Annotated in this window: 23 protein-coding genes; 16 read left to right on the top strand and 7 right to left on the bottom strand. The window is 35.5% G+C overall.

The annotated features are described in order from the left end of the window. Positions 1–66 precede the first annotated feature (66 nt). From CVT13_RS07650 to CVT13_RS07640, 3 genes are read right to left on the bottom strand one after another with little or no spacing between them, the layout of a single operon-like run. Complete coding sequence (locus CVT13_RS07650) at positions 67–837, bottom strand: polysaccharide deacetylase family protein (RefSeq protein WP_107812139.1); 771 nt, start codon at positions 835–837, stop codon at positions 67–69. Continuing rightward, positions 834–1,883: a glycosyltransferase gene (locus tag CVT13_RS07645; RefSeq protein ID WP_107812138.1), complete on the bottom strand. Its 1,050-nt coding sequence runs from the start codon at positions 1,881–1,883 to the stop codon at positions 834–836. The genes CVT13_RS07650 and CVT13_RS07645 overlap by 4 nt, the downstream gene beginning before the upstream one ends. A 3-nt stretch (positions 1,884–1,886) precedes the next feature. Further along, complete coding sequence (locus CVT13_RS07640) at positions 1,887–2,915, bottom strand: glycosyltransferase family 2 protein (protein WP_159071112.1); 1,029 nt, start codon at positions 2,913–2,915, stop codon at positions 1,887–1,889. 86 nt (positions 2,916–3,001) lie between these two features. Between CVT13_RS07640 and CVT13_RS10480 the strand changes: the two genes are divergently transcribed. Continuing rightward, complete coding sequence (locus CVT13_RS10480) at positions 3,002–3,736, top strand: hypothetical protein (RefSeq protein ID WP_234412000.1); 735 nt, start codon at positions 3,002–3,004, stop codon at positions 3,734–3,736. Next, positions 3,729–4,040, top strand: coding sequence for an O-antigen ligase family protein (locus tag CVT13_RS10475; RefSeq protein WP_234411999.1), 312 nt, complete (start codon positions 3,729–3,731; stop codon positions 4,038–4,040). The genes CVT13_RS10480 and CVT13_RS10475 overlap by 8 nt, the downstream gene beginning before the upstream one ends. A 189-nt stretch (positions 4,041–4,229) precedes the next feature. Here CVT13_RS10475 and uvrA read toward each other — a convergent pair whose 3' ends face one another. Beyond that, complete coding sequence (uvrA, locus tag CVT13_RS07630; protein WP_107812136.1) at positions 4,230–7,058, bottom strand: excinuclease ABC subunit UvrA; 2,829 nt, start codon at positions 7,056–7,058, stop codon at positions 4,230–4,232. A 175-nt stretch (positions 7,059–7,233) separates the two neighbouring features. Here uvrA and CVT13_RS07625 point away from each other — a divergent pair, with 175 nt between their 5' ends. The 14 genes from CVT13_RS07625 to CVT13_RS07560 all read left to right on the top strand — a co-directional run bounded on the left by CVT13_RS07625 (position 7,234) and on the right by CVT13_RS07560 (position 19,367). Then, the gene (locus tag CVT13_RS07625) at positions 7,234–7,518 is read left to right on the top strand and encodes an NADH-quinone oxidoreductase subunit I (RefSeq protein ID WP_021091598.1); all 285 of its coding nucleotides are present in this window, start codon (positions 7,234–7,236) and stop codon (positions 7,516–7,518) included. 109 nt (positions 7,519–7,627) lie between these two features. Further along, the gene (ndk, locus tag CVT13_RS07620) at positions 7,628–8,041 is read left to right on the top strand and encodes a nucleoside-diphosphate kinase (protein ID WP_087577781.1); all 414 of its coding nucleotides are present in this window, start codon (positions 7,628–7,630) and stop codon (positions 8,039–8,041) included. 16 nt (positions 8,042–8,057) lie between these two features. After that, complete coding sequence (locus CVT13_RS07615) at positions 8,058–8,417, top strand: hypothetical protein (protein WP_107812151.1); 360 nt, start codon at positions 8,058–8,060, stop codon at positions 8,415–8,417. 12 nt (positions 8,418–8,429) lie between these two features. Next, positions 8,430–8,576: a 50S ribosomal protein L32 gene (gene rpmF / locus CVT13_RS07610; RefSeq protein ID WP_002942540.1), complete on the top strand. Its 147-nt coding sequence runs from the start codon at positions 8,430–8,432 to the stop codon at positions 8,574–8,576. Between the two features lie 3 nt (positions 8,577–8,579). Beyond that, a complete protein-coding gene (gene plsX, locus CVT13_RS07605) occupies positions 8,580–9,569 on the top strand; it encodes a phosphate acyltransferase PlsX (RefSeq protein ID WP_072594492.1) in 990 nt (329 codons plus the stop codon). Positions 9,570–9,572: 3 nt separating this feature from the next. After that, a complete protein-coding gene (locus tag CVT13_RS07600; RefSeq protein WP_107812135.1) occupies positions 9,573–10,580 on the top strand; it encodes a beta-ketoacyl-ACP synthase III in 1,008 nt (335 codons plus the stop codon). 237 nt (positions 10,581–10,817) lie between these two features. Further along, positions 10,818–11,417 carry a peroxiredoxin gene (locus CVT13_RS07595; RefSeq protein WP_021091673.1) on the top strand — a complete coding sequence of 200 codons (600 nt, stop codon included), beginning with the start codon at positions 10,818–10,820 and terminating at the stop codon, positions 11,415–11,417. A gap of 122 nt (positions 11,418–11,539) precedes the next feature. Next, complete coding sequence (locus tag CVT13_RS07590) at positions 11,540–12,622, top strand: PilZ domain-containing protein (RefSeq protein ID WP_107812134.1); 1,083 nt, start codon at positions 11,540–11,542, stop codon at positions 12,620–12,622. 8 nt (positions 12,623–12,630) lie between these two features. Next, positions 12,631–14,919: a helicase HerA domain-containing protein gene (locus CVT13_RS07585; protein ID WP_107812133.1), complete on the top strand. Its 2,289-nt coding sequence runs from the start codon at positions 12,631–12,633 to the stop codon at positions 14,917–14,919. 58 nt (positions 14,920–14,977) lie between these two features. Beyond that, positions 14,978–15,589, top strand: a complete 612-nt coding sequence (gene plsY / locus CVT13_RS07580; RefSeq protein WP_107812132.1) for a glycerol-3-phosphate 1-O-acyltransferase PlsY — start codon at positions 14,978–14,980, stop codon at positions 15,587–15,589. Beyond that, positions 15,586–15,912, top strand: coding sequence for a dihydroneopterin aldolase (locus CVT13_RS07575; RefSeq protein WP_107812131.1), 327 nt, complete (start codon positions 15,586–15,588; stop codon positions 15,910–15,912). Before plsY ends, CVT13_RS07575 begins: the two co-directional genes overlap by 4 nt. Positions 15,913–15,988: 76 nt before the next feature. Beyond that, on the top strand, positions 15,989–16,660 hold the full coding sequence (hsrA, locus tag CVT13_RS07570) for a homeostatic response regulator transcription factor HsrA (protein ID WP_021091657.1): 672 nt from the start codon (positions 15,989–15,991) through the stop codon (positions 16,658–16,660). Between the two features lie 38 nt (positions 16,661–16,698). Then, positions 16,699–17,916 carry a sensor histidine kinase gene (locus tag CVT13_RS07565; RefSeq protein WP_199907286.1) on the top strand — a complete coding sequence of 406 codons (1,218 nt, stop codon included), beginning with the start codon at positions 16,699–16,701 and terminating at the stop codon, positions 17,914–17,916. 2 nt (positions 17,917–17,918) lie between these two features. Then, positions 17,919–19,367 (top strand): Ppx/GppA phosphatase family protein, encoded by a 1,449-nt coding sequence (locus CVT13_RS07560; protein WP_107812130.1) that lies wholly within the window; start codon positions 17,919–17,921, stop codon positions 19,365–19,367. Between the two features lie 102 nt (positions 19,368–19,469). On the opposite strand, the gene CVT13_RS07555 is transcribed toward CVT13_RS07560, so the two are convergent. The 3 genes from CVT13_RS07555 to CVT13_RS07545 are packed head-to-tail and all read right to left on the bottom strand — an operon-like array spanning position 19,470 to position 21,078. Further along, positions 19,470–20,348 carry an excinuclease ABC subunit A gene (locus CVT13_RS07555; RefSeq protein WP_107812129.1) on the bottom strand — a complete coding sequence of 293 codons (879 nt, stop codon included), beginning with the start codon at positions 20,346–20,348 and terminating at the stop codon, positions 19,470–19,472. After that, positions 20,345–20,662: a flagellar motor switch protein FliN gene (fliN, locus tag CVT13_RS07550; protein WP_021091807.1), complete on the bottom strand. Its 318-nt coding sequence runs from the start codon at positions 20,660–20,662 to the stop codon at positions 20,345–20,347. Before fliN ends, CVT13_RS07555 begins: the two co-directional genes overlap by 4 nt. Continuing rightward, the gene (locus CVT13_RS07545; RefSeq protein WP_084041241.1) at positions 20,659–21,078 is read right to left on the bottom strand and encodes a chemotaxis protein CheX; all 420 of its coding nucleotides are present in this window, start codon (positions 21,076–21,078) and stop codon (positions 20,659–20,661) included. Before CVT13_RS07545 ends, fliN begins: the two co-directional genes overlap by 4 nt. Between the last annotated feature and the right edge of the window lie 2 nt (positions 21,079–21,080).

Raw genomic sequence — 21,080 nt, 5'->3', positions numbered from 1 at the left:
TAAAGCAAAATCTTACAAAAACATATAGCCAAAAATGAGAAAATTTTTATAAATTAATTTAGTTCATTAAGACCTTATCGCCGCGTAGATCGAACCTAAAATATCATTTTGATATATAAACATGGTCTTTTTTAGCCATTTTTCATCACGTTTTGTCACTATCCGTTTTATCTCTTCAAGATTACCATCAGCTTTATTAATGCCACGTTTTGTAGTGAAAAATGCGTTGTAACCGTGCTTTTTAGCAGTGCTTAGATACTCTTCGTTATATTTGCCACGCGGCCAGCAAAGTGCGTCGTCATCAAAGCCAAAATTTTTCTTCATAAATTCACGGCAAAGGCTAAATTCCTCGTCCAAACCAAGCTGCCCAAAATATCCATCAAAATGACCATGTGTATGTGAGTGAAAGTAAAAACAATCACTCATTTTCTCGATCTGCTCTAAATTTAAGATCACATCTTGCGGCCTACTTGGAGCAAGCCTCTTGCACTCGTTGTGATCGACGTTTAAAAAGCTAGCAGGCCTCATCTCATGGGCCTTTTGCGCCGCTTCTATCCAGCCAGTAATTATAAAAATATTTGCCTTTAGCCCAAATTCCTTCACGATAGGATAGGCATAAATGTAGTTATCCATCCAGCCATCATCAAATGTTATGCAAACGCTCTTTTTTGGCACCTCGAGCTCGCCTTTTTTATAAGCGATAAACTCATTTATACTTAAAGTTTTATAGCCACTTTCGGCTAGAAATTTCATATGCGATCTAAACTCATCCACGCTACTAGCGATAAATCCACTCTTTTCAAGCACGTGGTGATACATCAAAACTGGTACGCTCATTTTACAAGCTCCATATATAAATTTTGTGTGTTTTCTATCATTTTTTCGATGCTAAATGTCTCTTTGACATACTCTCTGCCAAACTCACCCATCTGTTTTCTTAAATTTTCATCCAAAATGAGCCTTTCAAGCACCTTCTTTAGCTCCTCTTTGTTGCCATTTTCAAATAAAAATCCGCTTTTGCCATTACTTACCGCCTCGCCAAGTCCGCCCACATCGCTTCCAATAGTAGCTAGCTTGCACGAAGATGCCTCAAGCAGTGCTCCACCGATAGCCTCCATCCCTGAAGGTAACACACAGATATCAAGTGAGCCCAAAAAATCGCTCACATCGGTTCTGTTGCCAAGCATAAAGATATTTTTTTTATCTTTTATATATTCGTGTAAATTTTTATTTTGCGGGCCATCACCTACGATAAAAAGGGCTGATTTTTCTAAATTTAACTCGCTAAATGCATCGATTAATAGCTTATGATTTTTAGCAGCTCTTAACACTGCAACGATGCAAATTCCAACTACGTCGTCATTTAAGCCAAATTCTTTTTTCATATTTATCTTAAATTCTGGTGTATATTTTTGCGTATCGATGCCAGTGTAGATTTTTAACACCTTCTCTTTTTTGACGCCTCTTTTGATAAGATCAGCGCAAACTGAGTCACAAACGCCGACCACTTTTGTGCTTAGGTTGTAAGGTAAGGGCGATGTTATAGGCAGCTGTAAATGCCTAGTACGAACCACGCTAACGCCACAAATTTTGCCCACAATCGCTCCAATGGTGCCATCTTTACCTGAGTGAGTTGAGATGATTTTTATATTATTTTGCTTTAAAAATTTACAAATTTTTAAAATTTCAAAGATATTAAAAGACTTTTTGAGATTAAACTCAACGAATTCGCACTCGATCTGTTTCTCAAAGCTTTTTGAGCCAGGATTTAGCCCATAAAAAACCCTAAATTTACTCCTATCAAGTCCATTTATCACACGCTGTGTACGGTGTTCTTGCCCACCAAATCCAAGAGAGCTTTCAAGCTCAAGTATATTTATCATTTTCTACTCTTTAAATTCTTTCATTTTTTTATTTGACAAAACGCCATTTATTGTATTAAAGATTTTTAAAATTTTTGATACATTTTCGTATGATTTTACATTTTTTAGCACTTTAAACAAAATTCTTTGTTTTAATCTAAGCTTTGAAAAACCGGCTAAATTTATAATGCTATCAATATCTGCATAAAAAAGATCAAGTGCCTTTACATAGCTACTATTTTTAAGATTTGGTCTTGCCAAAATAGCTGGCATATAGACGCTTTTTATCTTTCTAAATTCTAGATCAGGCACCATTTCAAGAGTTAAATTTTTGTTTTTTAAAATTGAGATTATGTCATCATAAACAAATTTATGATCCATCACAGCTTTTAGCTTTTCAAAACCAGCAGTGTTGTTGTCTCCTATCTTATAGCAATAAAAAGCCTTATTTAGCTTTACAAGAGTTTTTGAAGCGATAAGATTTCTCACTACAGTGTGAAAATCTTCAGCCTGCGTGATCCCAACTGGAAATAATTTTTCTTTTAAAATTTCAGTTTTAATAGCTTTATTCCATGTATTATGCAAGACTTTATTGTGCCTTGAAGCAAGTAATCTCTTTAAATACTCATCTTTATCTATGATATGGCTATCTTTTATCTCGAAGTCATTTAAGTATACTTTTTTATTACCATAAATTTTAAATACATCTGTTATCACCATGTCGGCATCAAATTTTTCTGCGATATTATAAACACATGAAGTATAATCTTTTTCCACATAGTCATCAGCATCTACGCAGATAGTATATTTGCCACTAGCTAGCAATATACTGTCTTTTCTGGCAGCACTAACACCAGCATTGCTCTTTGTTTTTAATATTATTTTATCTTTATATTCTTCTAATATTTCTAGCGTATTATCAGTACTTCCATCATTAATAACTATAATCTCAATATCATCCATGTCTTGAGATATAAGCGAATTTAAACAATCCCCAATGTGCTCTTTTTTGTTAAAAACAGGCACTACAAAGCTTATTTTCACATCAGGCACGATACTTCCTTTTAATTTTTGTTTAATTGTATATTATTTTTAGTTCAGCAATGATAAAATGTCCACTTAAAATTTAAAGTATCTGCATGAAAAATGACATCGTGTCTAAGCTCTACAATATTTTTTTAGTTATTGTCTTATTTACACTGCCAGTAACTGAGGGCTTAAAGCAAATTTCACTTACACTTTTTATCTTGATTGGAATTTATATTTGCGTCAAAGAAAAAAGGCAATTTAAATTTGATCCCATAAATATCTCGCTTTTTATCTTTGTTTTGGCTACTTTTATAAGCTGCCTTATAAATGGAGTTTCTGTATCAAGAGCGCTTGATCCGCTAAGGTGTATGCTATTTTTCTTTGTAGCCAGAAGTGTTGGCATAGAAAAAATAAATTTTAAAATTTTATTTTTTGCCTTATTTGCTGGTTTGATTGCTGCATTTATCCCTGCTTGTGTAGAAAAATTCACTTCAAATGATCCTTTAGCACTTTTTGAGCTTAAATCAATAGGACACGTAAATCATAGCGCTATTTTTATGCTGCTAGTTTTTTGTGTAGCATTAGTTTCGATAAATAGCAAAGAAATTTTTGAAAAGTACATAGGCATAAGTGTTGCCGGAATTTGTGTCCTTGGTATAATGATAGCTGGCTCTAGAGCTGCAATGTATCTTTTGCCAATCATTATTTTTACTTACTTGCTTTTTGAAATTTTAAATAAACAGATAAAAATAAAATTTTTATTAGGCTTGATAATTTTGTTTAGCATAATAGCTATTTCTTATATATATATTAACGAATATCACTCAAGATCAAAGATTGTATAGTCAACTAACAAAGGGGGTCACTGGATCAGAGACTAGATATCCAATCTTTGCTAGCGCATTTTATACGTGGTTAGAACACCCTTTATTTGGGATAGGTTCTGGTAAGTTTAAGATCATTGATATAACAAAATATTTTCCAGGCAATATTGAAGTTCATGTTAGTCATGCACACAATACCTTTTTAACATTTTTAACAGAAAAGGGCATCGTTGCCTTGCTTGCATATTTGGTATTTCAACTATCACTCTTTATAAAATTTATTAAAAATTTTAGACAAAATAGCATAGTTTTCTTGCACTTTTAATGCTCATGGCTAATAATATAATTTCACTCGCAAATACAACATTTCACCATGAAAATGCACTTTTAATGCTACTATTTTGGGCTCTAGCTTTAAGTGCGATAGATGAAAAATCGACCTTAAAAATTAGCTAACGCTCCGATACACCTCAACCGTTTTAAATTTTATAAAGAAACGGTTGAGTCAAATTTTTTATTTTTTCTTCATTTCCTCAAGCTCTTGTGCTAGAAATTCTCCAGTGTAGCTGCCAGTTTTTTTATAGTTTTTAGCTACTTCTTTTACGTTGCCGCACGCTATCACTTTACCGCCCTTTGCACCGCCTTCTGGTCCCATATCTACGATATAGTCGCAGTTTTTGATAACATCCATATTATGTTCGATCACAAAGACTGAATTTCCAAGATCAACTAAGTGATTTAGCACCTTTACCAGCCTATCAACATCGGCAAAATGAAGCCCTGTCGTTGGCTCATCAAGGATGTAAAGCGTATTTCCAGTGTCGCTTCTACTAAGCTCTTTTGCTAGCTTTACACGCTGCGCCTCGCCGCCACTAAGTGTTACCGCATTTTGTCCGAGCGTGATGTAGCCAAGCCCTACGTCTTGCAGCGTGGTGAGCTTTGAAGCGATCTTTGGCACAGCTTTAAAGAACTCAACCGCCTCATCTATGCTCATATTTAGCACTTCGGCGATGTTTTTGCCTTTGTATAAAATTTCCAAGGTTTGGGCGTTGTATCTAGCGCCATTACAAACATCACAAACCACGTTTATATCAGGCAAAAAGTGCATCTCGATCGTGATCTCGCCTTCGCCTTGGCACTTCTCGCAGCGCCCACCTTTGACATTAAAGCTAAAGCGCCCTATTTTATAGCCTCTAAGCTTGGCCTCTTTGGTCTGTGCAAATAAATTTCTTATCTCATCCATTACACCAGTATATGTCGCTGGATTTGAGCGTGGAGTACGACCTATCGGACTTTGATCGAGGTAGATCACCTTGTCTAAATTCTCAAGTCCGCTCAAATTTACCCCAGCTATTTTTTTCACCTTTTTGGCTCTATTTAGCTGCTCCTGTGCCTCTGGAAGCAAGGTCTGAAGTACCAGCGAGCTCTTGCCAGATCCTGAAACGCCAGTGATACCTACAAGGTTTCTAAGCGGAAATTTCGCGGTTAAATTTGAGATATTATTGATATTTACATTTGAAATTTCGAGCCACTTCTCAGCTTTTCTATTTTTTTGATAGTCGATCTTTTTCTTACCATTTATATATAGGGCGGTCTGAGTGTCTGAGTTTAAAAGCTCTTTTGAGCTACCAGCAAAGACCACATTACCGCCAAATTTACCAGCTCCAGGGCCGATATCTACGATAAAATCAGCCTCCTCTATCGTCTTTTTGTCATGCTCAACGACGATTACGGAGTTGCCTTTGGCTTGCAAATTTCTAAGTGTTTTTATGAGCTTTAGCGTATCGCGCTCGTGCAGACCGATACTTGGCTCATCAAGCACGTACATGACGCCACTTAGCCCACTTCCTATCTGGCTGGCGATCCTGATGCGCTGTGCCTCGCCACCGCTGATCGTCCTAGCATCACGTCCAAGTGACAAGTAGCCAAGTCCCACGTCATACAAAAAGAAAAGCCTCTCGTTGATCTCTTTTAAGATAGGCTTTGCGATCGCCTTATCATAGTCGCTAAGATAGGCGAAATTTTTCTCGTTTGAGAAAAATGCGGTGCAGTTTTCTATGCTCATATCTAAAATTTCACCAAGTCCAAGACCAGCGACCTTGACTGCTAGGCTTTGGGGCTTTAGCCTGTGGCCATTACAAGCATCGCAAATTTTCTCACTCATGTATTCGTCAAAGTCTTTGTAGTCCTTCAAAAGCCCGTGTGAAATTTTAACCACGCCATCAAATTTTCTAAGCAGTTTATTTCGCTTCCAAAAGAACTCAACTTCTTTGACATTTCCATATAAAACGAGTCTCTTTTCATCTTCGCTAAGCTCGTAATAGGGCTTTTTGATATCGATGCCATTTTGCTCGCAAAAAGCAAGTAAAAATTTATAGTAATAGCTCATGTTATAGCCATAAAGTAGCTTGATCGCGCCGTTTTCTATCGACTTTTCCTCGTCGATGATCTTGCTCATATCTAGGCTATATCTTATGCCAAGTCCGTCGCAGTGCTCGCAAGCGCCCTTTGGCGAGTTGAAGCTAAAGCTAAGTGGCTCAAGCGGCGTAAATGAAATTTTACAGTCAAAACAAGCCATGTGCTCGCTGTAATGTATAAAACTCTCTTTAAGTCCTAGTTCATCAGCATTTGCAATCTCTATCTCGACCTCGCCAAAGCTCTCATTTAGCGCTTTTTCCACGTCGCTTGCAAGGCGTTCGTGATTTTGCTCATCGATAGCGATCCTATCAACGATGACCTTTATCGTGTGTTTTTTCGTTTTTGCAAGCTCGATCTCCTCGTCAAGCCTCACCACCACGCCATCTATCTGCGCTCTTACAAAGCCTTTTTGGCGTAAATTTTCGATCAAGTCTGCCCATGTGCCCTTTTTCTCACGCACTAGCGGTGCATAGATGATCACTTTTGCGCCAAGTGGGAGCTTTGAAATTTCATTTATGATGTTGCTCGCACTCATTTTTGAGATAGGTTTGCCGCATTTATGGCAGTGCTGCACGCCCACTCTTGCATATAAAAGCCTTAGGTAATCATAAATTTCAGTGATCGTGCCAACCGTTGAGCGAGGGTTTTTAGAGGTCGTCTTTTGATCGATCGCAATAGCAGGCGTTAAACCCTCTATCTTATCAACATCAGGCTTACCCACACGGTCTAAAAACTGCCTAGCATAGCTGCTAAGGCTCTCCATATATCTTCTTTGTCCCTCGGCATAAAGCGTATCAAAGGCTAGCGTGCTCTTGCCACTTCCGCTAAGACCAGTAAAAACTACTAATTTATTTTTTGGAATTTTGAGATTAATATTTTTTAAGTTATGTTCTCTTGCACCAGTTATTTCAATAATATCGTTCATTAAATTTATACAACCTTTTTAAAATTTTTAATCTGTAAATTTAGTCTAAAAGTGATAAAAGATTTATAAAGTAGTTTTTCTAAAATTTAAGATCGTAGTTAAATTTAAGGGCTTATTTATATCATTTTCAGCTTTTTTTGATATTCTACGCCAAATTTTAACCTAAGGAGAAAAAATGTCTGTAAAAATAACTGATATATGTATAAGCTGTGGTTCATGTATTGATGAATGCCCAGTTTCAGCCATCGTTGATGACAGCGATAACCCAACTGGAGCAGACACATACTATGTTTATTCAAACAAATGCGTTGAGTGCGTAGGCTACAACGATGAGCCAGCCTGTGCATCTGCCTGTCCAACTGATGGTTGTATCGTATGGGACGCTGTTGTAGCAGGACAACCTTCGCGCGATCAGATCGGTGCTGATGCACGCAATGGCTCTATTCCAGTTATTCAATAAATTTATATTTATAAATTTTTAGGCTCAAATTGAGCCTATTTTATTTTTAAGCTTTATTTGATATAATTGCCAACTTCAATTTAAATAACCTAGATTTAAGGAAAAATTTATGCAAAGAACACTTTCTATTATTAAGCCTGATGCTGTTAAGAAAAATGTTGTTGGAAAAATTATAGATAGATTTGAAAGTAACGGCTTAAGAATCGCAGCTGCAAAGAAAATCCAACTTAGCAAATGCGATGCAAAAGCATTTTATGCAGTTCATAAAGATAGACCTTTCTTCAACGATCTAGTCGAATTTATGATAAGCGGGCCAGTTGTGGTTATGGTTTTAGAGGGCGACAATGCAGTTGCTAAAAACCGCGAGCTAATGGGTGCAACTAACCCAAAAGAAGCAGCTCCTGGCACTATAAGAGCTGATTTTGCTGATAGCATTGATGCAAATGCGGTTCACGGAAGTGATAGTCTAGAAAATGCTGTGAATGAAATAAATTTCTTCTTTGCTTCAAGAGAAATTTGCTAATTTTAGGTCAAGAAAATTGATTATATCTTTTTCTAAAATAGCAAACAAAGATATAAGCTTTGAGCTAGCAGGAAATGATAATTTAGTTTTTATTGGAATTTTAAAAAGAAAAGACCCTTTTTTGGTAAAATGCCAAGGCAAAATAAAAGGGAATATAAATTATGTTTGCGATCGATGCGGTGAAGTATTTATGCTACCTATCGATCAAGATGTAGAGCTAAATTTAAGTGACGGTATTTATAAAGATAGCGAAAATGAGCTTAGCGATACGATGGAATTTTTTGATGGCAATATTAATTTAAAAGAAGTCTTTGAGAGCGAGTTAGAAGCTTTTAAAAGTGATTATTTCTATTGTGAAAAATGTAAAAATTTATAAAGGAGAGTAAAAATGGCAGTACCAAAGCGAAGAGTGAGTCATTCTCGTGCAGCAAAACGTAGAACACATTATAAAGTTACACTTCCAGTACCTGTAAAAGACAAAGATGGTTCTTGGAAAATGCCTCACCGCATAAACAAAACTACAGGTGAATATTAAAATATGATTCGCATTGCTATCGATGCTATGGGTGGTGATTTTGGTGCAGATCCTATAATATCTGGTGTTATTGATGCACTAAAAGAGACAGAATTTAAAGCTGTATTAGTCGGCGATAGCAATGTCATCAAACCACTCATTCCACAGTCTTATTTAAAAAATATCGAATTTTTAGAAGCTAGTGAAGTTATCTCAATGGCAGATGGCGCAACTGATGCGCTTAAAAGAAAAGATAGTACGATCTACAAAGCGATTGAACTTTTAAAAAACAAGGAAGTTGATGCTGTAGTTTCTGCTGGTCATAGTGGTGCAACTATGAGTTTAGCTACTCTAAGAATCGGTAGGCTAAAAAATATCTCTCGTCCAGCAATTGCAACACTTATGCCAAATTCAAAAGAATCTGCGACTTTGGTTTTAGATGTTGGTGCAAATGTTGATTGTAGAAGCGAACATTTGTTTCAATTTGCCATAATGGGTGAAGCCTATGCAAAAGAAATTTTAGGTAGAAAAGAGCCAAAAGTTGGTCTTTTATCAAATGGTGAAGAAGAGAGTAAAGGCAATGAAGTTAGCAAAGAAGCATTTAAATTAGTTTCTAGGCTTGATAGCTTTGTTGGTAATGCAGAAGGTAATCAAATTTTTGATGGCAGTATTGATGTAATGGTTTGTGATGGTTTTATGGGAAATATTCTTTTAAAAACTAGCGAAGGCGTTGCAGATGCAATAGGCAAAATCATCAAAAAGCAAATTAAAAAATCGCCTCTTGCTATAGCTGGCTCTGTACTCATGAGAAAAGTTTTTAAAACGCTAAAAAAACAGGTTAGCTATGACGAATATGGCGGTGCACCGCTTCTTGGTGTAAATGGTTGTGTTATCATAAGTCACGGCAAAAGCAATTCAAAAGCTATAAAGAATGCAATTTTTCAAGCAATAAAATTTGCTAATTCAAATATAAATAAAGTTATCGAAGAAGAACTTTCGCACTTTGCAAGGTAAAACATGCCAAAAGCTTCACTGATTTCTATCGCTTCTTACATTCCAGAAAAAATTCTAACAAATTTTGACTTTGAGAAGATGGTTGAAACAAGTGACGAATGGATAGTAAAGCGAACAGGTATCGAGCAAAGGCATATTGCAACTAACGAAACAACAAGTGACCTTGGTACAAAAGCTGGTGAATTAGCCATAAAACGCTCAGGGCTTGATAAAGCTCAAATCGATGCAATCATCTGTGCTACGATATCTCCAGATCATCTTTGTATGCCATCTACTGCTTGTAAAATAGCTGCAAATTTGGATTTAAACTATGGAGTTACGGCATTTGATATAAGTGCAGCTTGTACAGGTTTTATTTATCTTTTAGAACTTGCAAATTCCCTCATTATTAGCGGTGCCAAAAAAAATGTATTAATTATCGGAGCTGAAAAATTAAGCTCTATTGTTGACTATGCAGATAGAAGCACTTGTATACTATTTGGTGATGGAGCAGGTGCAGCTGTAATTAGTAGTAGTAATGGTAATGAGATCATTGATATTCATACAGCAAGTGATGGTAAGCAAGCTGAACTTTTAATAACTCCAGGATGCGGGAGTGTATTTCCAGCCAGCGAGGAAACACTAAAAAATAGACTAAATTTTATCCATATGAGTGGAAATGAAGTTTTTAAAATAGCAGTTCAAACACTTAGCAAAAGTGTAATAGAAATTCTGCATGCAAATAAAATGCAAAGCGAAGATATTGATTTTTTTATACCTCATCAAGCAAATATAAGAATAATAGATGCAGTAAAAAATAGATTAAATTTTAAAGATGAGCAGTGTGTCTTGACTGTTGCTAAATATGGCAATACAAGCTCCGCTTCAATTCCGATGGCTATAAATGATGCCTATGAAGACGGCCGCATCAAAAATGGTTCAGTTTTGCTTCTTGACGCATTTGGTGGCGGTTTTACATGGGGATCAGCGATACTAAAATTTGGTGGAAAAAATTTTAGCGACTTACAATAATTACAGCAAGTAATCTTCTAAATTTTTAGTAACGCTTTTACTAATTTCTTTCAAGTATTCTCATCAATAAAATTTTTAAAATTCAAATTTTTAACACTTTTAACAAAAATCCATTTTCTACTCTTATCAATAACGCTAAATTTACTACAAAAAAATTTCTAAAATATGTTTAAACTAAATTTAATTTTGAATAGATATAATTTCGCAATCAATAAAATTTATTATTAAGGAGAACAAATGTTAGTAACAAAAAAAGCACCTGATTTTACAGCTGCAGCGGTTTTAGGAAACAATCAAATTGTAAATGATTTTAATCTTTATAAAAATATTGGCGAGAAAGGCGCAGTCGTATTTTTCTATCCAATGGATTTTACTTTTGTTTGCCCAAGCGAAATCATCGCATTTGACAAAAGATATGACGAGTTCAAGTCACGTGGTATCGAAGTTATCGCAGTTTCATGCGACAACCAATTCTCTCACTTCGCATGGAAAGAGACTCCAGTAAACAAAGGCGGTATCGGCAAAGTTCGCTTCCCTATCGTAGCTGATATGACAAAATCAATCGCTCGCGGATTTGACGTACTTCTAGAAGATGCTGGTGTAGCGCTTCGTGGCTCATTCTTACTAGACAAAGATGGCACAGTTCGCCATGCAGTTATCAACGATCTTCCACTTGGCAGAAATATCGATGAGATGATAAGAATGGTTGATACTATGCTATTTACAAACGAGCACGGCGAAGTTTGCCCAGCTGGTTGGAATAAAGGTGATGCTGGTATGAAACCAAGTACTGAAGGTGTTGCCGACTACCTTTCACACAACGAAGGCAAACTATAATTAATAGAAATTTCTAGGTATCTTTACCTAGAAATTTCTCCTCCAAATAAATTTAAATACTTTTTTAATATAACTTTTTATATCATAGCCTCGGCTTTAATCAATAACATTCCGGAGACTATATGGATTTTAAAGGCAGGCAAGAGCTTGTAATAAATTGCGAAGATAGCATACTTAAATTAAGAGATAAATTTATCGATGACGGTATCAAATTTTGTAGACAGCTAACATTTATCGTACCGCACGATCAGGTAAAAATTTGTCTTGAAAACATCTTTGATACACTGCTTATTCAAAAGCCAAATGCTACGCAGCTACAAGATGATTTGAATAATCTAATACCAAAATCAAACGCAAGAGACGAATTAATAAATTTCCTACTTTTAAATTTGACTTTAAATTTTAGTCACTCTTGCGACAATAGCACCTTTATAGGTTATTTCGTAAATGCCGTTTCAAGAATCAAAGAAATTTTATGTGGTGCCAAAGACCAGCAAGAAACAAATGTAAAAGACATGATTGAAACCGGAACATTTTTTTATGAAGATCCGATCAATACATTCACTCGCATGAAAAAAGCCAAGGTAAGGCCAGAATTTTTAAATTTATACGATGGGCTTAATATAAAGTACGAAGCTGAAATTTTAGAAGTTAAAGAAGATAGTGTCGTTTTTCGCGTGGATATGATGCAAATTTTAGCTATGAAACAAGACGGCAAAGGTTTTATTTTGCCAAATAGCTTTTTCTCAAAGCCTTTATGCGCCGATATTGTTAATTACAATATAGTCAATAAAGGCGTCACTCTTTCAAATTTCTTACGAAATACGACGATGTACGCATATAAAAGAAAATTCCAACGTATCTTACCAAATCGTTTCACCAAAACTATTATCAAAGGCAAGCAAGACAAGATCGAAGGTAGCCTTTATGATGTTTCTGAAGGCGGCATAAGCGTATTAAGCCCGCAAACTACAAATTTTCAAGATGGAGAAGAGCTAGAAGCGACCTTTGAAATCTTAATCGCACCAGATAAAGTAAAAAATGTGACTTTAAAGCTAAGACTTGTTACAGAGCTAGCATATAAAGGCTACATAAGATACTGCATGAAGCTTATTGATGATAATGAAACAATAAAAGATTTTACACAAAAGCGCATAAAAGAGACACTTGATGAGCTTCGCTCACGTATAAATTTATACGAATAAGGCAGTTAGTGAAAACAATACAAGAAAATTTAAAACTTTTTTATATCGGATTAAAAGATAAAGAGCCATTTTTTTATAAAAATAAGGATCTAACCACCCACGCAGCTATCATAGGTATGACAGGTAGCGGTAAAACAGGCCTTGGTATCACGCTTTTAGAAGAAGCCTGCATAGACAATATCCCTTCTATCATCATCGATCCAAAGGGCGACATCACAAATTTAGCCCTCACCTTTCCGCAGATGAGGCCGGAGGATTTTTTACCCTACATAGATGAAGCAGAGGCGGCTAATAAAGGTCAAAGTGTAGAGGAATTTGCCGCTGCTCAAGCCGAGCTTTGGAAAAACGGCGTAGAATCGAGTTTTCAAGATCTTGAGCGAGTAAAAATTTTAAAAGAGAGCGCTAGCTTTAACATCTACACACCAAAAAGCTCAGCTGGCATAGGCGTGGCGCTACTTAGCGACTTTGCCTGCCCAAATATCAATGACGAAGAAATTTTTAGCAACTATATAAACTCACTCGCAGCATCGGTGTTATCTCTTGTAGGTATAAATTCCGAGGACATGAACTCAAAAGAACAGCTTCTCATCTCAACCATATTTGAGACTAAATTTAAAGAGCAAAAAGACGTCAGTATCGAAGAGCTTATAAATTTCATCGCAAATCCACCTTTTAAAAAGATAGGTGTCTTTGACGTGGATACCTTCTATCCAAGCAGTGAGCGCCTAAAGCTTGCCATGAAGATAAACGCACTCATCGCAAGCCCAAGCTTTAAAGGCTGGACGCAAGGCGTTAGACTAGAAATTTCAAAGATACTCTTTGACGAAAACGGCAAAGCAAAGTGCAATATCTTTACGATCTCGCACCTAAATGACGCTGAGAGGATGTTCTTTGTCACCCTTTTACTAAACGAGATCATCGCGTGGATGCGCGGTACACAGGGTACTAGCTCACTTAGAGCGATCCTTTATATGGATGAAATTTTTGGCTTTTTTCCACCAAACGCAAACCCGCCATCAAAAACGCCTATGCTCGCACTCTTAAAACAAGCCCGTGCATTTGGTTTGGGCTGTGTTTTAAGCACACAAAACCCAGTAGATCTTGACTATAAAGGCCTTAGCAACATCGGTACTTGGTTTATCGGCCGCCTCCAAACAGCGCAGGACAAAGCACGCGTTATAGACGGATTAAGCGGTATCGCTGGATCAAATCTAGATAAAGCTTCGCTAGAAAGCCTCATATCAAATTTAGCAAAGAGAAATTTTTTAGTGAAAAATATAAACGAAGACGGATTAAACGTTATTTCGACGCGGTGGGCATTAAGCTATCTAAAAGGTCCGCTTAGCCGCGAACAAATTTCAAATTTAATGAAAGAGCAAAAAGAAAATTTATCTGATACAAGGATCGATAAAAGTGAGATGAAATTTAGCATAAAGCCTATCATTTCAAATGAGATCACGCAGCTTTATGCTAATTCAAAAACCCTTACACCAAATTTATTTGCAAGCGCAAAGATAAGAATTTATGACACTAAAAAAGGTATCGATAGCGTTTATGAAGTAAGCTATCTTTATGAACTAAATGAAAATGATAATGAGCCAAACTGGAGCGAGGCTAGCGAATACATACACGTTGATACAAGCGAAAATGAGCCAAGTGGTGCAAGCTTTGCAGCCGTACCAAATTTCATCTTAAAAGCTAAAAATTTTGACAATATCCAAAAAGATTTTAAAGAGTATCTGTATAGAAATTTTAAATTTAATACCTTTGAGGCATTGGGAATTTATTCAAAAAACAATGAAACAAAGGAGCAGTTTTATATCAGGCTTCAAGATAAGTGCAATGAAATTTTAGAAGAACAAACCGCAAAACTCACAGCTAAATTTGAAAAAGAGCGAAAAAGCTTACAAGACAAGCTAAGCAAGGCTCTAGCAAAGCTTGATAAAGAGCAAAAAGAGATGACCACAAGTGGGCTTGATGCTGCCATAAATATAGGCGCTAGCATACTTGGAGCGATATTTGGCAACAAGCTTTTATCTCGTCAAAATGCGGGCAAAATCGCATCAAGCGCAAGAAGTGCAAATAGAGTCTTAAAAGAGCGAAGTGACGTCAAGCTTAGCGAGCAAAGTGTAAATGACATAAATTTAGCTATTAGCGAACTTGAAGAGAAATTTGCACAAGAGTGCGATGCGTTAAAAGAAGCAAATGATGTTAAAAACATCACGATAAACGAAACGCAAATTTCACCAAAGAAAAGCGATATCTATGACGAGAAAGTCGTACTTTTGTGGAGATGATTTATAAAATAATTAGTATTTTTTTACTATCATTTCTATTAAATTTAAAAGGTAAAATATGCAAAATTTAATACTTTATGCCGTTAGTTATTTACTTGGAAGCATTCCGTCTGGCCTTATTCTTGCAAAAATTTTTGGGCATGTTGATATAAAAAATGAAGGTAGCAAGAGCATCGGTGCGACAAATGTTTTAAGAGTTTTAAAACAAAAAGATCCAAAATTAGCCAAAAAACTAGCCATTTTAACGATAATTTGTGATGTTTTAAAAGGCGTTTTGCCACTTATTGTCGCTTCATCTTTAGGAGCTAGTCAAAGTGTGCTTTGGACGATGGCGGTCTTAAGCGTAGCTGGACATTGTTTTTCAATATTCTTAGGATTTCAAGGCGGCAAAGGAGTCGCAACTGGAGCTGGAGTGATCGCATTTTTCTTACCAGTTGAGATCATAATCGCTCTTGTCGTTTGGTTTTTGGTCGGTAAATTTTTAAAGATAAGCTCTCTTGCTTCACTTTGTGCGTTGATAGCTCTGATCGCGTCAAGCTTTATAATCCATCCAGAGTTAGATGAAATTTACACACATGCTCCGATACTAATCATCGCATTTTTGGTGGTTTATAAACATATACCAAATATCGTTCGTTTAATATCCGGTAAGGAGAAAAAAGTCGTATGAAAAGCGAGATGACGACGATCATTAAAGATTATAAATTTGAAACGATCATCGGAATGCTTGATTTTGAGCGAGTTACTAAGCAAGAGGTGCAAATGAATCTAGAAATTTGCTCAACTGGCTTTATTGATTATGTTTTGATTATTGACTTTGTTAAAAATTTTTATAATGAAAGACAGTTTCAAAGCGTTGAAGAGTCTCTTGAAGAAACCAGCAAAGCATTAAAAGAGAATTTTAGCTCACTAACTAGCCTTAAAATGGAAATTTTAAAAACAGAAATTTTGCCAAATGCAGTTGTTGGAGCAAAAATAAACACTATTTTTTAAAAATTTATTAAACTATCTTGAAATATTGCTTAATTTATGATACAATCGCCCATAAATTTTAGTTTAAGGAAGCAAAATGCGTATTTTAATAGTTGAAGATGAAGTGACGCTAAATAAGACGATTGCTGAGGGCTTGCAAGAGTTTGGCTATCAAACTGATAGCTCTGAAAATTTTAAAGATGCCGAGTACTATATAGGCATCAGAAACTACGATCTAGTTTTGACTGATTGGATGCTCCAAGATGGCGATGGCATAGATCTTATAAACATCATCAAACATAAATCTCCACGCACTTCAGTTGTAGTTCTTTCTGCAAAAGATGACAAAGAAAGTGAAATAAAAGCACTTAGAGCTGGTGCTGATGACTATATCAAAAAGCCATTTGATTTTGATATCCTAGTAGCTAGACTTGAAGCTAGACTACGCTTTGGCGGCACAAATATTATAAAAATCGATGAGCTCATCATCAATCCAGATGAGGAGAAAATCACATATTTGGGTCGTGATATTGAGCTTAAGGGCAAACCTTTTGAAGTCCTAACTCATCTTGCAAGACACTCAGATCAAATCGTATCTAAAGAGCAACTGCTTGATGCTATCTGGGAAGAGCCAGAGCTCGTCACTCCAAACGTCATTGAAGTCGCTATCAACCAAATCCGCCAAAAAATGGATAAACCACTAAATATTTCAACAATTGAAACTGTTAGAAGACGCGGATATAGATTTTGTTTTCCCAAAAAAGCCTAAGGAATAGATTTATACTACAATTAGCATCTGGCGCTATGATGCTAATTGTAGTTATTTCGGTAATGCTTTATCACTATATAAGGGTTACCGTTTTTCAAAGTGTAGTTAATGAGCTAAACTATCAAGCCGAAGCTTATAAAAAAAATCCTCAGAATTTCAATCCTTTAAATTCAAAAACATTTACGATAGAAAATCCAAATAAAACTCTAGCAACGATAAAAACAGACGAGCCACAAGATAAAGAAACATATATCGTAACGCAAAAATCAAAGGATCAAAGTAAGACTATTTTAATAACAAAACTCGATGAAAGCAGTTATTTAAGCCTAGAAAAAGATACTACTCTTCAAGCTCATATAGTAGAAGAAATTTTTATAGATATTATAATCGTAAATGTGTCAGCGATACTTTTGGTGCTTTTTTATGCACTATTTTTATCAAGAATGCTTTTAATACCTATAAAAATTTTGAGTCACAAACTTACAAATTTAGATGAAAAATTTCTCCATGAGATCGACATAAAAAGTTTACCAGATGAATTTTTACCACTTGGGCAGAGCATAAATAGGCTAATCTCTCGCATCCAAACATTTGTCTTATACCAAAAAGAGCTTTTTGTAGGCGTAGCGCATGAGCTAAAAACACCGCTGGCTGTAATGAAAACAAAAAATGAAGTTACACTTTTAAAGCCACGCGAGAGCGAAAAATATATCGAGGCTCTAAAATCAAATAATGAAGCTATAAACAGCATGAACGCAATGATAAGTTCTGTGCTTGAGATCGGCCGCCAAGAGGGAGCTCAGTTTGAAGAGCCAGTAAATACCGATGTCATAGGATTTTTAAAAAAACTTGCAAAAAACTATGAGATACTTGCAAAAAATGATGAAAAAAATATAAAACTGGGCCTAAAACCAGAAATTTTAAATCTAAAAATACAAACTAGCTTACTAACCCACATTGTGCAAAATTTTGTTCAAAATGCCATTAAATTTTCACCAAAAAATAGCACCATTACGATTAGCTCTAAGCTTATAAAAAATAAATTTATCATCGAAGTAATAGATGAGGGAATAGGCATAGATGAGAGCAAAGATTTATTTGCTCCATTTAAAAGATATGGCGACAAAGGTGGTGCTGGGCTTGGGTTATTTCTAGCTAAAGGTGCAGCGCAGGCTCTTGGTGGCGAAGTAGATATTAAAAATAGAAACGATAGAAGCGGTGCAGTCGCAAGCCTAGTTTTAAATATAAAAGGATAAAAATGGCAAAAAGAACCGCAGTAATCGACCTTGGCTCAAATTCTATGCGAATGGCGATATTTGAGAGAACGTCACGCTTAGCGTTTTTTATACTAGCTGAATATAAAACAAAAGTGCGTCTAGGCGAAGGTGGATATGGCTCAAACAATGAAATATCCGAAAGCTCAATGGAAAAAGCGCTAAAGGCCTTTAGCGAATTTTCAAATATCATAAAAAGCTACAAATGCAATAAAGTCTTATGTGTTGGTACTTCAGCGCTTAGGGACGCTCCAAACGCAAATGTTTTGATCTCTCTTTTAAGAAAAAAGCTTGGTATAAATTTAAAAGTCATTGACGGCAAAGAAGAGGCTACTTTTGGTGCGATCGCAGCCAAAAATTTACTCCATAACATCGATGAATGCGTCACTATCGATATCGGTGGCGGATCAACTGAACTTGCCAGAATAAGCAAAGGCAAAATAGCAGATACGCTCTCGCTTGACATTGGCACAGTTAGGTTAAAAGAGCTTTTTTTTGATAAAAAAAACTTAAATAAATTGCCAAAATTTTTAGAGCAAGTTACAAAACAGATAGATGAGCGATTTAAATGCCAAAACATAATTGCTATTGGTGGCTCTCTTAGAGCGATATCATCTGCCATAATGAGCAAAAATTTATATCCGCTCTCATCACTACATGGCTTTTGCTACAAGCTTAGCGACGAGCAAGCCTACATCGAGAGTATCGCAAATATTAGTGTGCTTGAACTAAATAAATTTCCTATTAAAAAAGATAGATACGATACCATTAGAGAGGGTGCACATATCTTTTTGTCCCTCGCCAAAGCTCTAAATGCCAAAAATATTATAACAAGTGGAGTTGGCGTAAGAGAGGGAGTGTTCTTAAAAGATTTTCTACGCCCTAGCCTTAAATTTCCACAAAATTTTAATCCAAGTGTCAAAAGTTTGCAAGATCGTTTTATATTATCATGCAATAAATCAGTCACAAGATATGCAAAAGATATATTTATGGTATTAAAAAAGCTTCACGGTCTAAGCGATAACTATCTTGAAGTGCTTTTAGTTGCTGCAAAACTTCACAATGTTGGTCAAGAGATTGGCTTTTATGGCGATCATAAAAACTCAGCCTATATAGTCTTAAATGCCTTAAATTATGGCTTTTCGCATGAACAAAAAGCATTGATTGCAGTAGTAATTGGCACAAACGGAAAGAAAAATATCTATGAATTTGAGCGATATAAAAATTTACTTCCAAAAGCCGAGTGTATAAGATGGCTAAGCTTTATACTCTCACTAGCAAAGGCACTTGATCTAACCTGTGAAAGGCTAAATTTAAACTTCGAATTTAGTGGGCACACGCTAAAAATAGAAGGTGCAAAAGAATTTGCTATGGCAAAAGAAGAGATAAAAAAGATCACAAAACCTGAAATTTTTGCTATTTCGTTTGTATAAATTTTGAAACTAGCTTTAACGCATAAAAATTTTAAGCAAGTAAGGTTAAAATTTTACTCAGAATAAGACCCGATTATTGGATGAGAATTTTAGCTAAAACTACTAAAATTCTCCGCTCATTTTATCTTTATAGTTACTTAAACTATTTTTTCGCTCTTCTAAAAATGAGCTTAGCTTTTTCTTGTTCTCTTCGAAAAACATAGCAAAATCCTGCTCATTTTGTATCTTGTCTTCACCAAAGCTATCAAGCATTACATTTGAGCTACCAACTATCACTAAATAACGCCTATTTTCATAGCTTAATAGCATTAGTTTATTAGTGCGATCAAGATATTTTTCATAGATGATATTTACGCCACTATTTTGATTTTTAAGTAGCCAGTTCATTGATTTTGTATCATTTTGAGACTGATTTCTAGGTGTTTTAAACCCGCTAAAATCATTACTCTTTGAAGTAATATATCTTTTAAATACATATAAAAATACAAGAAGCGCAATAAGCACACTTAAGACTATAAAATACCTTGAGTCTATATTTAACATAGGCTCTTCATCTATCTTTGGAGTGCTAGGGCTCTCTATTTTTGCACTAGCTTGAGGCATATTTTGTATTTGAGGTTTTGCATTTTTTAAAGTTACACGAATGCGGAGCCCAAAACTATCAGTTGTCTTTGATGCATTTACGATAATAGCATCGTTTGAGCGCAAATTTAAGACAAGTGAGTTTTGCTTTGGCTCTATCTCAAGCTCTTGAATAATCTTTGAGTTTATATCTTTGCTGGCACTTTGATCGTAATTTAGCGAATTTAGTATCAAAGATGTTGTGTCTTTTTCGCGCTTTTGAAAGATATTTCCTTCATAAGGTGCATCAAAGCTAAGCATAATATCAACCCTATCAGCACGTTCATAGATATTGTAAGTTAATAGGTTTGAAGCTAAAATTTGAGTTGCAAAAAGTAAGAAAAATAGTATAAATTTCATAAAAGTTCTTTTTTGAAGTACTGAATAACTGACTTTGAATCCAAAATTTCATTTATCCTGATGGCTAAATTTTTCTCATAAACCATTACTTCGCCTTTTCCAAAAATTCTATTATTTATATATAGCTCCACGCTCTCACCAGCCGGCTTTTCAAGGTCTATGACCGAGCCAGCTTCAAATTTCAAAAGCTCATTTATACTAACCGTGGTAGTTCCTAGCTCAGCTATAAAATCAACGCTTATATCCATAAGCTCATCATAGCTCTTAAAAAGCCCTAGCTGCTCTAGCGTCTCTATCGCACTCTCGTCGTTCATTGTATGTCGTAGCCTATTTGAAATGTTCTATTTTTTATTTTATATACAAATTTCTCTTTTAGTTTGATGCCAAAATTTTCAACTTCACCTAAAAATTCAGGCGTTCCAAGCTTATAAGCATTTGGCTCTTTTTCATTTAGTAAATTTTTAGCTTTGCCAATGATCTGATTTGCTATCTCTTTGCAAAGATCGTCCAGATCGCCACCATCAACATCTTCGTGACCAAAAAAGGCATTCATAAAAATTTTCAAAGTATCTTTTTTAAAAAATAGGTAAAAATGATACTCGCTTTTGCCCTTATAGACTGGTATGCTAGCTCCGTAAAATCCTTTGCCTAGACTCTTACCAAACTCTAAATCTAGCCCTAAAGTGTCCTTGCAAAGATAGCTTGTAGCTTCATCTATAACTTTTCTCATAT

Origin of the sequence: Campylobacter concisus (genome assembly GCF_003049085.1) — a bacterium.
Lineage (GTDB): Bacteria > Campylobacterota > Campylobacteria > Campylobacterales > Campylobacteraceae > Campylobacter_A > Campylobacter_A concisus_H.
Note: the sequence above shows the minus strand (reverse complement) of the source record. Positions and strands in the feature narration are given on the sequence as shown.

Coding starts and splice junctions, on each gene's coding strand:
- CVT13_RS07600 (WP_107812135.1), top strand. CDS start 9,573: ATGCCAAAAGCTTCACTGATTTCTATCGCTTCTTACATTCCAGAAAAA.
- CVT13_RS07625 (WP_021091598.1), top strand. CDS start 7,234: ATGTCTGTAAAAATAACTGATATATGTATAAGCTGTGGTTCATGTATT.
- fliN (WP_021091807.1), bottom strand. CDS start 20,662: ATGAACGACGAGAGTGCGATAGAGACGCTAGAGCAGCTAGGGCTTTTT.
- CVT13_RS07645 (WP_107812138.1), bottom strand. CDS start 1,883: ATGATAAATATACTTGAGCTTGAAAGCTCTCTTGGATTTGGTGGGCAA.
- uvrA (WP_107812136.1), bottom strand. CDS start 7,058: ATGAACGATATTATTGAAATAACTGGTGCAAGAGAACATAACTTAAAA.
- hsrA (WP_021091657.1), top strand. CDS start 15,989: ATGCGTATTTTAATAGTTGAAGATGAAGTGACGCTAAATAAGACGATT.
- rpmF (WP_002942540.1), top strand. CDS start 8,430: ATGGCAGTACCAAAGCGAAGAGTGAGTCATTCTCGTGCAGCAAAACGT.
- CVT13_RS07650 (WP_107812139.1), bottom strand. CDS start 837: ATGAGCGTACCAGTTTTGATGTATCACCACGTGCTTGAAAAGAGTGGA.
- CVT13_RS07575 (WP_107812131.1), top strand. CDS start 15,586: ATGAAAAGCGAGATGACGACGATCATTAAAGATTATAAATTTGAAACG.
- CVT13_RS07555 (WP_107812129.1), bottom strand. CDS start 20,348: ATGAAATTTATACTATTTTTCTTACTTTTTGCAACTCAAATTTTAGCT.
- CVT13_RS10480 (WP_234412000.1), top strand. CDS start 3,002: ATGAAAAATGACATCGTGTCTAAGCTCTACAATATTTTTTTAGTTATT.
- CVT13_RS07590 (WP_107812134.1), top strand. CDS start 11,540: ATGGATTTTAAAGGCAGGCAAGAGCTTGTAATAAATTGCGAAGATAGC.
- plsY (WP_107812132.1), top strand. CDS start 14,978: ATGCAAAATTTAATACTTTATGCCGTTAGTTATTTACTTGGAAGCATT.
- CVT13_RS07565 (WP_199907286.1), top strand. CDS start 16,699: ATGCTAATTGTAGTTATTTCGGTAATGCTTTATCACTATATAAGGGTT.
- plsX (WP_072594492.1), top strand. CDS start 8,580: ATGATTCGCATTGCTATCGATGCTATGGGTGGTGATTTTGGTGCAGAT.
- ndk (WP_087577781.1), top strand. CDS start 7,628: ATGCAAAGAACACTTTCTATTATTAAGCCTGATGCTGTTAAGAAAAAT.
- CVT13_RS07545 (WP_084041241.1), bottom strand. CDS start 21,078: ATGAGAAAAGTTATAGATGAAGCTACAAGCTATCTTTGCAAGGACACT.
- CVT13_RS07595 (WP_021091673.1), top strand. CDS start 10,818: ATGTTAGTAACAAAAAAAGCACCTGATTTTACAGCTGCAGCGGTTTTA.
- CVT13_RS07560 (WP_107812130.1), top strand. CDS start 17,919: ATGGCAAAAAGAACCGCAGTAATCGACCTTGGCTCAAATTCTATGCGA.